The organism is Bradyrhizobium sp. CCBAU 11361, from assembly GCF_028128935.1.
Taxonomy (GTDB): Bacteria; Pseudomonadota; Alphaproteobacteria; order Rhizobiales; family Xanthobacteraceae; genus Bradyrhizobium; species Bradyrhizobium niftali.
Genome location: NZ_LBJZ01000126.1, coordinates 1 through 11036, shown reverse-complemented (window position 1 = coordinate 11036; position 11036 = coordinate 1). Strand labels below are relative to the sequence as shown.

The 11036-nt window shown below is 59.0% G+C and carries 6 protein-coding genes and 1 pseudogene; 1 reads left to right on the top strand and 6 read right to left on the bottom strand.

Features of this window, described 5'->3' with window-relative positions; all coding sequences use genetic code 11:
* From XI08_RS10860 to XI08_RS10835, 6 genes are all read right to left on the bottom strand, one after another.
* On the bottom strand, nucleotides 1-1606 hold a 1606-nt coding region (locus tag XI08_RS10860), incomplete at its 3' end, for an AMP-binding protein (protein WP_271574391.1).
* Between the two features lie 442 nt (nucleotides 1607-2048).
* A complete protein-coding gene (locus XI08_RS10855) occupies nucleotides 2049-2435 on the bottom strand; it encodes an ectoine synthase (protein ID WP_271565773.1) in 387 nt (128 codons plus the stop codon).
* 1967 nt (nucleotides 2436-4402) lie between these two features.
* Entirely contained in the window at nucleotides 4403-5974 is a 1572-nt protein-coding gene (locus XI08_RS10850) for an O-antigen ligase family protein (RefSeq protein WP_271574390.1), read from the bottom strand.
* A gap of 576 nt (nucleotides 5975-6550) precedes the next feature.
* Nucleotides 6551-7549 carry a hypothetical protein gene (locus XI08_RS10845; RefSeq protein ID WP_271574389.1) on the bottom strand — a complete coding sequence of 333 codons (999 nt, stop codon included), beginning with the start codon at nucleotides 7547-7549 and terminating at the stop codon, nucleotides 6551-6553.
* Between the two features lie 15 nt (nucleotides 7550-7564).
* Nucleotides 7565-9076: an MBOAT family O-acyltransferase gene (locus XI08_RS10840; protein WP_271574388.1), complete on the bottom strand. Its 1512-nt coding sequence runs from the start codon at nucleotides 9074-9076 to the stop codon at nucleotides 7565-7567.
* Between the two features lie 718 nt (nucleotides 9077-9794).
* The gene (locus XI08_RS10835) at nucleotides 9795-10085 is read right to left on the bottom strand and encodes an HlyD family efflux transporter periplasmic adaptor subunit (RefSeq protein WP_271574387.1); all 291 of its coding nucleotides are present in this window, start codon (nucleotides 10083-10085) and stop codon (nucleotides 9795-9797) included.
* On the opposite strand from XI08_RS10835, the pseudogene XI08_RS10830 reads away from it, so the two are divergent.
* Nucleotides 10072-10910 (top strand): annotated as a pseudogene (locus tag XI08_RS10830) (IS30 family transposase); the annotation flags it as partial. The gene XI08_RS10835 and the pseudogene XI08_RS10830 sit on opposite strands and share 14 nt — an antisense overlap.
* Nucleotides 10911-11036: the final 126 nt, after the last annotated feature.

Below are 11036 nucleotides of genomic sequence, written 5' to 3'. Positions count from 1 at the left end.
CGGGAGGCAATTGGGGCCAAGATGATGGGTCAGCTGGAAGGTGGTGCTCGGCAATGACGCTGATTTCTGTGGACCCGTATTGATTGATCAATCTCGCCTTTGGATGTGCTTCGAAGAACGCCCTAAGCGGTAGAGTGGCCTGCAGTTGCTCACCCGCTGTATAAATTTCACTTAAATAGGGCAGCTGCACTTGCTGCGCGCTCCAGACCTCCGCAAAATGGTTCAATGCTACGAATGGGAGAAAAAGCCGCTCGATCGCCTCCCCCTCCACGAATTCAAGCAAGTCGGAGAAGTGCGTACGGGTCTCTTCCCGCACGAGCACGAGCAGTCCACCGTCCTTCCAACAAATGAACAATTCCTGGCAGGACACATCGAAGTTCAGGGTCGCGAATTGAAGTGTGCGCAGTTTTGACGTGCTAATCCCCGCAAGCGAATTCACAAGCGAGCCGTGGGACATTTCGACGCCCTTTGGGGTTCCGGTTGAGCCTGAGGTGTAGATGACATAGGCGAGATGGCGCGATGTGAGGCCAAGCGTGCGCGGCTCGGGATCGGAGACAGGCAGCGCGGCCCAGGGCGGAGTGGCAGTGTTGAGGTCGACCACGCTGAGATCGGCCACAGCCTCGGCGCCGAGTGCGGAGCGGCCGGCTGCATCGCAAAGCAGCATTTGCGGCGCGGCATCATCGACAATCTGCCGCAACCGCGCCGACGGATAGGCCGGATCCAGCGGCAGATAGGCGCCGCCCGCCTTCAGGATCGCCAAGACACCAACCACCATCGCGAGGCCGCGTTCCAGGCAGATCGCCACCGGCTGGTCCGGCTTGACCCCGAGCCCGATCAGATGATGCGCTAGCCGGTTGGCCCGCGCATTGAGTTCGCCATAGCTCAGTCTCTCGTTCTCATAGACCACCGCAACCGCCGCCGGTACCTTTTGCACCTGCGCCTCGAACAGCTCATGGATGCACCGCTCCGACGGATAAGGCGCCGCCGTCCGATTCAACTCCTCCAGTAGATACGTGCGCTCATCGACCGGGAGAACGTTGATGCGGCCGACCGGCTGCCCCGCATCGGCCATCACACCATTTAACAAAGTTTGCAAATGTTGCGTCATGCCGTCGATCTGCTTCGGCGCTAATCGGCTGGCATCAAAATGCCAGCGGAAGCTCCCATCCGAAGCGCACTCAAAGGTCAGCAAATCGCCGCATAGGGCTGGGCCAGCTCTGTGGCTCGTCATTAGATCGTCAGCGAGGGAGCTGCTCTCTGTCCTGATTGTGATGCCAATCGGCCAGGGGCGTTTCGAGCGTAGCGCCTCCACACCTCGCAATGTCGGGCAGCGCGCGACAAGATCCCGGGCAAAGCTACCGTGCGCCCTCAGCTGAGCGCATTCGGCCGCTACCGCTTTGCGCACTTCTTCAAAATCATCAGCAAGCTCAATGGTAACTTCCATCGGCACGACAGAGGAGATCAACACCCCCACCGCTTTGGAGCCAGCTTGCGATCCATCCGATGCAGGCGTCCATCCCAGTTGAAGCTCTGTTTCTCCCGTCATGCGGGCGAGATAGATCAGCCAAGCCGTTACCAAGTATTCCGTGCGATCATGTGGCGACAACTTAGCCAAAGCTCTTGCAATTAACCACGAACTCGACCGCCATCCGGGCGGCGCCGGAGCCACGGACGACGACAGGAAAGGAGGATGCAATATTCTAAACTGCCCGAGCCGCTGTCGCCAAAAATCCTCCTGGGGCGCCAGCAATTCATGGCTCGCAGTTATGCTCCGCGCCTCATCTTCGCTCAAAATAGGAAGGCGATCACCTCCGTTGGCGATGGGGTTGTCATAGTCAGGCGGTTGGAGGTGCTGCCTCAACGCTCGGGCCTCCCGGCACGTTGGAGGCTGTAGATTTCACCCTCGAATGGGTCGATTGGTTCAACCACTGACAGCTCCTGGAGCTCATCACAAACAGTCCGCCGGCCGAGCCGGACAACGCTACTACGCCATGCTGGAACAACCAGCCATGGCAGCATGAATTAAACCAATGGTCTCCGGCGGATGCTCAATATGCCGAGCCTGCCGGGTCGTTGAGGTTGTGGCGCTCGGTTCCGTTGAGGGGCGGGTTGAAGATACTGACGAGGATCAGGTCCTTGCCCCGACCACCGCGCAGAAGATGCTTGTCATGCTTGTCAAGCACATACATGTCGCCCTTGCGAATGGGGAAAACATTGCCGTCCATGTCCTCGACCTCGCCCTCTCCGGCGATGCAGTAGCAGGCTTCGAGATGATTACGGTATTGCAGAAGCGAGACGGTGTTAGCGCGCACTACGGTGTGGCAGATGCTAAAGCCCATGCTGTCCTTAGCCGTCAGGAGGCGGTGGCTAGTCCCATTGCCCCAATCAACGAAGTGATCGGTCGCTTCAACATCGTGCAGGCTACGCACAATCATAGCGTTTGATTCCAGGAATACGGGTTTAAGTCACTTTGTGGAAGCCGGAGGCCGTTGTTCTGACCTGGACGCACGGCTTCCGCGCGCTCCCGAAGCGGAAGGCAAGGTATGGTTATTTGGACCGGGCAGGCCGGCAAGAACCTGCCAATCCATGTCCTCCATCGCCCATACTGCCTCCGCATCCCAGTTCCAGCAGATTGATCTGGCGAACGTCGGCCGACGGCACATCGCTTCGGTCGTGGCGCGCGAGAGCTCTTTGGCTGACACCATTCGCCCCACTCCTGATACGGCGCCGTCCTGACCTCGCCGGGAAACCGCAGCCGAATTATGAGATGAGAGACTCGCCACGATGGCGCGCGCGGGGGATGCATCAGCATCAGGATCGATAAAGCGAGTTTCATCTGAACAGTGAGCCATTGTTATGGTCGCAGCGGGTCCCCCGTCTCAAGCAACCGGCGTGCCAACGACGTTCTGAAAACGTCCTGAAAAACAATGCGCCGCCTCTCGTCGCGCTAGCTGAATACGGCGTCCTGCCGTAGCGCTAGCAACATCGATGTCTTGAACAAGACACAGCTCAAAACAGGAGTACGGAGGGTCAATGGCGACGGCCGCTAAAAAGCGCAATCTCCCGAGATCACCCTTGCCGGTCAGAATGCCATGGGATTTTCGAGTAGCTCGTCATCGAATGATAACATCCTACGATCGACGACATCACGCACGATGATGGTAAGCGATATTTTTTGTACACCTATGCAGTTGAGCGCGCGGATGGGATGAGGTGTCCACAATTAACGAGGTGGACACCATCGATGATCGCTGCAGACGAACCTTTGAGGCTTGAGACGCTCAGCGTGTTGCGGAACGACCGTCGTCGCTACGATACGGCCAGCAACCAACGGCTGGTCGAAGCCTGAGCGCTACTGGCGGCAATCACTTCCCCATGGTCCAACGGCCAGACTGAAGGTCAGATGACGCGCCTCAAGCTCGTTCGACGTCAAACGTCAATTCATCAAGGAGCGTCCCTTCTCAACTCGCCCTCCCGTACGGTAGCGCTCCGCCACCGCGGCCAACACCTCGCGCCTAGCGCCCATGCTAATCCCGCTCGGCATCGGCGCCGCCGACCTAATTCGGTGACGCTGCCCCAGTCATCGGCGGAATTCGACGTGCGGCATTCTCCTGAGCAGGGATTCTCCACCCTGGCCATGCTTTGATCTTCGGCAAGGGCAATTACTCATCCTAGATGGGGCTGCGAATTGCGACACGGCCTGCATGATAGCCAATTGTGGCAGGAGCTTCATTGCGATTTCTAGGATGGTGGCGGCGACGTTCGTGGCCGGCTTCGGACAAGCCGATCATATCATAATGCTGCGACTTAGTGATATCAGTGACCGCTGTCGTGCACCCTGTCAATCGATCAAGCCTTTGCACGTCGATAGCTCGCCGTGCCCGCAGCGATCATCGCGGACATTTCGCCGGACGACCTACGCTTTGACGCGCACGCCTTCCCGCAGCACCACGGCTCGGCTAAACGTCCCCGTCGAGCGACTTTGATCATGCGCTGCGTGCGTGGACTTCCTAGACATGTGGCAGGTCTCGGTCCAGGCAGGCCGAAGCGCTCGAAATACTGCCCGACTCGCGAGCTAACAGCCCAACAAGTGGCTGAACGTATAGGTTTGGACGGGACAGCAGGGCAATTTGTAGTATTCTCCGTTGCTTGCCATTTCGGTTACTACCGGAAAGACCTTCGGGAATGGCTCAGAATCAATTCGGATTGATGGCTGGTGGTCAAGGATAAAACCATAGTCCAATCACCAGATGCCGGCGTGGGGACACACCACATCAGGCTCCTCGTAGTCGGGACGCAACGCTCTGCGTTTCGCCTGGAAGCGCCATTTCGAGCAGCCAGCAAAATAGCCCGGCTCCAACGACGATCTCTGCGTTAGAGACAATTCCGTCAACAATGTGCGTCAGCAAGGCCTGCTCCCCGCAGGTCGGGGGTTTCCGCGTCGAGATGGTTCATGAGCGATCCGGTCGGCGTCGACTCTGGGTGGTGCTTGCAGTCGCTGCAGTTGTCCTCCGACTATCGCCACGGCAAACAGGTAGAGCCAACCCTGGTAGAAATCGAACAGATGTGAGTTGAGCAGTGAACTCACGATGTTCTGCGCCACTGCTACGAGGCCTATCCAGGCGAGAACACCGCATTGCTGCCTGCTGAATGCGCCTCGAAACAATAGAAGATGAGCGCCCCACATGGCGTAGAGAACGAGGCATCCAACAATTCCCCACTGGATCGCTACCGCAAGCGTCTGATTGTGGGGATTATCGACCACTTTAGCCATGATGCCAGTTTGCCCGGCTGCCTCAGATTCAAAAAGCTCCTTTGTCGAACCGGTGCCGTGTCCCAGGATTGGTGCCGACCGAATAAAACCGATGGACTTGCGCCAGAATTCGAGGCGCTCCGCGCCGCCAGTCTCGGTCCCGTTGACAAACATGGTGTTGGTCTGGAACGCGTCGACTTCGCCCAGGAGCCGCGCGATCTTGACCTGAAGGTTGGGCGACATCGCCCATGCTCCGGCCGCGAGCATAGCAATCGCCGTTATGATCGCGAGAGAATACCACCCACGCGCATAGCGGATGATGACGAGCGCGAGCATGGCCGGCAGATAGATGAACGCGGTCCGCGCGATATTGACGAAAGCGAGATTAGCAAAGAATACGACCGATAGAGCGGCAAACAATATGGCTTGGCCTCGCTGCCGCTGTCGGACGGCTTCCACCGCAAGCGCCACGAAAACGACGGCGATGAACGCGAAGGCCTGCGTCTGATCTATGTAGTTCTTCAACGGCACGCCCGGAGCCTTCGCTCCGACAACGCTATAGATGTCCGGCGAGAGGAACACTAGGAATGAGAGCGCAAGCAGGAGGAGATTGGATACGACGTAAGCTGTGAATACCAATTTCACGCGGCGGGTATGCTGATAGTGCAGGAAGAGCGGGAGAAGGCAGATAAATTTCGAGACTTTTCCAAAGGCGTGTAGCCGATCCGCCCAGGGGATGCCGTGAGCCCAAGCCGCGCCGACAGCCGCCAGCGCAAGGAGCATGGCGGGAAGCGCCAAAGCAGGACGCTTCAGCTGGGCGATCATCTCTTGCGCCGAATAGGTGCTCGCAATCGCGAGGCAAATGAGAAACCCGAGCGCCGCGGTTGCCGTTGTTGACCATGGAAATACGAGGGCTAAAGCCACAATAGAGGCATCTATCATCCCGATCCGGAGGTCTCTTGCACCCGGCTCATTCCCGGTACCCGTGATCAGACGGACCAGATTGGGCCAGCCATTCCAACGGTTAATGAAGAGACCTTTCCGAGAAGCAGGAGATATGGTCTCGGGCACCGTTACTGCCATCCTCGCGAACTCCGTTTTTGGGCTTGCCTGGAAATCCATCGACACGAGCTTGGCTGACCTGCGACGTTCGGCTTGAGTCACGTCCGGCACGAAGCTTTTCGTCCAGCCGATCGGAATCAGCCAGCCCTCGATTGACACGGCTAAGCCGCGCGCTCTTGCCAGAATGGGGACGAGCTACATAGCAGGGGTGAGAACTTGCCGCCCGTCCCATTTGGGATAGCAGCCTCTGGGCGGCCCTCCTGACTCTTAAAGTACGCTTCCGGCATCGGCCTGGATTAATTAGCGGAGCCGATCTGCAAGCATATTTGATCACCCTCAGAGCGCTATCGACGAGCTTTTGTTGTCGTTCTATATCGACTGGCTAGAACTCGGGAACGTGCCCCAGAGCCTGAGGATCTCCATTCTATCGAGGAATGACGCGGACGATTTCGGAAACCTCATGGCGACAGGATGGGATCGATTCTGGCTGGCTCATCGCTGAGGGCATCGGATCAGTCCGAAGCACGGCCAGCTACGGAAGACCGGGAGGCTCGTGGTTCCTCCCTGCCCGGTTGCCTGACATTGGAGAGAACGACATCGGTCCCTTCAAGACAAAAGCTGCAGCATTAAAAGAAGCCGCACGTCTGGCTGCCGCCCAAGATCAAATCACCCGGAATTAGTCACGGGTCGGCATCTCGCCGCCGGAGGGAGCGGCAGAAATGTTTGGTAATCAGCTCAAGGAGAGACTGTGCGCGTACTCGGCGCGACTGCGCCTGAGCCGATACGGAGTTCACCATCGTCCGCCCGGGGATCCAGAACCCGCGCGAGCTGATTGCTCATCCTGAGGCGGCCACGCTGGTTGGCGTGATAGAAGGTATCAAGGAGTTCGTCTTCGCCAAGGAAGAAGTCGGCAGGCTGACCGAGCACCGGCACGGCTAGGCCCTCAAATGTACCCCGTATAGCGCTGAACAGCTCAGAGTAGCGCGGGTCCGTTGCGTAGGCGCTACGTCCCACCATGGGTGGCCAGACATACTTGACCGTAACGCCGTCCGCGTGGGCCCATTGGACGAAAGAGCTGATCGACGGAAGCGACCAGTCGCTTCTGAGGTTCAGTGCAGGGATCGGCGGATACGACCGTGCCGCGGCGCGCATCGCTGGCGTGATCTCCTCATTCGACCCGGCCGTCTCGTCGCCCAGCTCAGTTACAGTTTCCACGCGATAAAGCGGACTCGTGTAAGGAATGGTCCGCTGGACTGTGGCGGAAAGCAGCCGCTGAGGCGAAATCCCCCAGACGAAACGAGGTACTTCGGCCGCTTTCGCTTCAGCAGCGTAGCGAGGGTCGAACATCGACACGAAGCTCGAGGCAATATCGGTCGGCGCCGAGTCCTTGAGAAGGTGATATTCAAGAACGAGGACGGCCGTGTCACCACGCTTAAGGGAGCGCTTGGCGCGCGCGAGGATGTAGTCTGCGCCAAGGCCCGCGTGTGTCCCCAGATTCACGACCTGCGCGCTTATCTCGTGGCCGATTTGCTCAGCCGAGAAGCCGAAGTGGGTCGCCGAACCACCTATCAGGACGACTTTTGGCTCGGTGATCCTGGCGGCCGCCGTCTCCTTGCGCGCGTAGATAGCCTGGATCCAGGCGATCTCATATGATGGCCGCGCCCAAGGCAGGGCAATTTCCCACACTGCCGTCAGGACGACCACGACCATCAATGTAAGCCAAGCTTGGCGCATGCCGGATAGCTAACGTCAAAATTGGAAGTAGAGGAATTCGGAAGGGGCCGATCCGAATACGCCGAAGGCTGATATCCAGAGCAGTACGCCGGTCGTGCTGGCGATCGCAAATGAGGGGCCCGCCGTCCGATCAGACCGAAGTTGGGTTTTGCTGTCGAGACCGAACAGCTCCGCCGTGTTTGGTGCGCCCCAGATTAGTGCGAACGCGAAGGCGAGCAGGATCCAGAGCATGGCAAAATCTGTGAATGGAAGGGTCTGTCCCCACTCGACCCCGAAAAGCTCGTCCACCCCCAAAAGATAGGCGACCTCGCCGGGCAGCGAGAGCGTGGACTGCCCGCACATGCCGAGGATGATGTGCTGGGTGGTCGCAAAATTCGGCGCGCGGAAAAAGATCCACGCGGTGACCACCGCAAGGAACGTCGCACCCGCATAGATCGGGGCGAGCGCCGCGTCCAGGCGACCGAGCTTTGGTGAAATCCTGTCGCGCCAAAAATGGTTGAAGATCAGGAGGCTGCCATGCAGCCCGCCCCAAAAGACCAACGTCCAGGCTGCGCCATGCCACAGGCCGCCTAGAAGCATGACAATCAGCAAGTTGATGTGGCGCCGCGCGAGCCCGACCCGACCTCCGCCAAGCGGGAAGTAGAGATAGTCTCTGAGAAAGCTCGAGAGCGTGATGTGCCATCTGCGCCAGAACTCGATGATGGACATGGCCTTGTAGGGAGACCGGAAGTTGACCGGCAGCGTAATGCCGAACATCAGGGCGAGGCCGATCGCCATATCCGAGTAGCCGGAAAAATCGAAGTAGAGCTGCGCCGTGTAGCCGAGCACCGCGCCCCATGCTGAAAAGAAGTCCGGCAGGGTCGTATCGCTACGGGCAAAGATCGGGCCGACATAGGTGGAGATGGAGTCGGCGATCGCGACCTTCTTCGCCAGGCCAACCGCGAAGATCGGGAGCCCAGCCCAAATCGTGGCCTCGCTTACGCACAACCGCTTTTTGAACTGCGAGACGATGTCCTGATAGTGAAGCAATGGTCCCGCGATCAGGTGAGGAAAGAAGACGACGGAGGCGGCATATTCTCCAAAAGGCACGCGGTCCATTTTTCGATTGTAGATATCGAGCATGAAGGCAATCTGCTGAAACGTGTAGAACGAGATGGCCAGGGGAAGCGCGACACCGACGGCGGTTGACTGCGCACCGAGCAGGGGTGCGACATTAGCCAGAACAAAATTCGCGTACTTGTAGTATCCAAGCGCAGCGAGATTACCCACGACTCCGAGCCACATGAACGCAAGCCGATGGGATGGCTTCTGGCTGCGCGCAACCAGATGCGAGAGCCCGAAATTCCATGCGATCGAGAGGCCGATAATCGCGAGCGATGTCACTTCCCAATAGCAGTAGAAGAACAGCGATGCGGCGCCGAGGCAGATCAGCCCCGCCCGCCGGCCCGCAACCCTGAGGGTGATTGCGGTGCAGATCAGCGTGATTGGCAGGAACGCCAACAAGAATTCCGGTGAATTGAACAGCACGTTGGCGTACCCGCTGAGAAAAGGCCGCGGCGCCCCCAATCAAGCTTGTGGGCAACATCGACGTCGGCACTCATTAGCGCCAAAGTGAGTCATTTTAGGTTGTGGCGTTCCGGTGGCAATATCCCATTCGGTACTTGTCGGGCGCTCGCCAGTGAAGCATGGCTTGAGAGGCGTGGCAAAGCAGGGGGGAATCGGTTCGCAGAATTGGTCTGCGAACGCGGTGCTGCTCGCTCCGCGGAACAGTTGGCGAGGATGACGAGCTGAGCACGCCGACAACGGCGGCGCGTCTCCTCGCATATCAGCGAGCGACAGGTTTGGCGGCCAAATCGAAAACGAAAGCAGCAGCCGTGGATGATGTGATACTGTCGTATCTGGTGATCGGAAGTGGTGTCGTCCTGGTCTTAATTGGGCTGTTCGGGCTGACGAGCCGGTGGAGGGCTGACATGAAATCGAGAAAAACGCAGGAGTTGGCCCGGGTTAACGCTTTGCGATCCGACTCGCCCGAAGAATTCGGCCTCTAGCGCCTTCGGTTAGGCCGCTCCATGCTTGGGCGAGGCCGGCATCATTCGTTAGACGATCCGGTTATCGTTCTCTGAGTGCTTGAGCCGTTATCTCGACGACGGCGAGAAGACATATTCGAGGATCCGCCGGCTTCCCGTCTTAATTTCGACCTTTACGGCCATGCCGGGCGAGAGAGGCACGGCCGCGCCGTCCGCAATCACGCGCGTGACTTCGGGACGAAGCGTGGCAGGAAACACGAGGTTTTGTGTACGCTGCGCGCCGGCGAATCCTCGATTTTCGAGCGGCCGGATCGGATTTCTTCCGTCTGCGTCGCGTCCGGCTCAGGGATAGCGTCGTGTTGAATGCTCAAAAGCGTTGCATCGACAGTGCCGTATCGTGTAAACGGCAGGGATTCGATCTTGACCACTGCGGCCTGGCCTTGGTGGACAAAGCCGATGTCCCTGTTGGCGATATAGCATTCGATCTCCAGACCAACTGCATCGGGCACGATCCTTCCGTGGAAGGGCCGCCGGCACGGGCCGCGCAAGGATCGGCGATGGGCCAAAGCCTGGAGCCCTGAGCAGATTGCCCGACGCTTGCCGATCGACTTCCCGGACGACAAGACGATGCGCATCAGCCACGAAGCTATCTATCAAGCCCTCTTCGTTCAGGGCCGTGGGGCGCTACGCCGCGAGCTGACGGCCTGCTTGCGAACAGGGCGTGTGTTACGGACGCCAAGAGCGCGCGTACGCAGGCGAGGCAAGGGCTTTGTCTCGCCAGAGATCATGATCAGTGAGCGCCCCGCTGAAGCGGCCGATCGAGCCGTGCCGGGACATTGGGAGGGAGATCTTATCCTCGGTCTTGGCAGCTCGGCAATCGGCACGCTGGTCGAGCGCACGACGCGCTTCACGATGCTCTTGCACCTTCCACGGTTGGCGGGGCATGGCGAAGCTCCGCGCGCGAAGAACGGGCCCGCCCTCGCGGGACATGGGCCGAAGCCGTGCGCGACGCGATCACGCGCACCATCATCACTTTGCCTGAAGAACTGCGCCGCTCGCTAACCTGGGATCAGGGAGCCGAAATGGCACAGCACGATCGTCTCAAGATCGATGCGGGTATCCAGGTCTACTTCTGCGACCCGCAAAGCCCTTGGCAGCGTGGCACTAACGAGAACACCAACGGTTTGTTGCGGCAGTACTTCCCGAAAGGCACTGACCTGAGCATCCACAGCGCCGACGAGATATCCGCTGTGGCAGCGGCCCTCAATGCCCGACCGAGAAAGACACTGGGTTGGAAAACGCCCGCGGAGGCGCTTGACGACTTACTATCATGAGTGAAAATAACTGGTGTTGCGACGACCGCTTGAATCCGCCCTGACTGCCCTGGTCGGAGTGATGCAACAGCGCATCCGGCTTGCCGCGTCGCCAGACGGCCATCAACAATGCGTCCGTCACGAGTT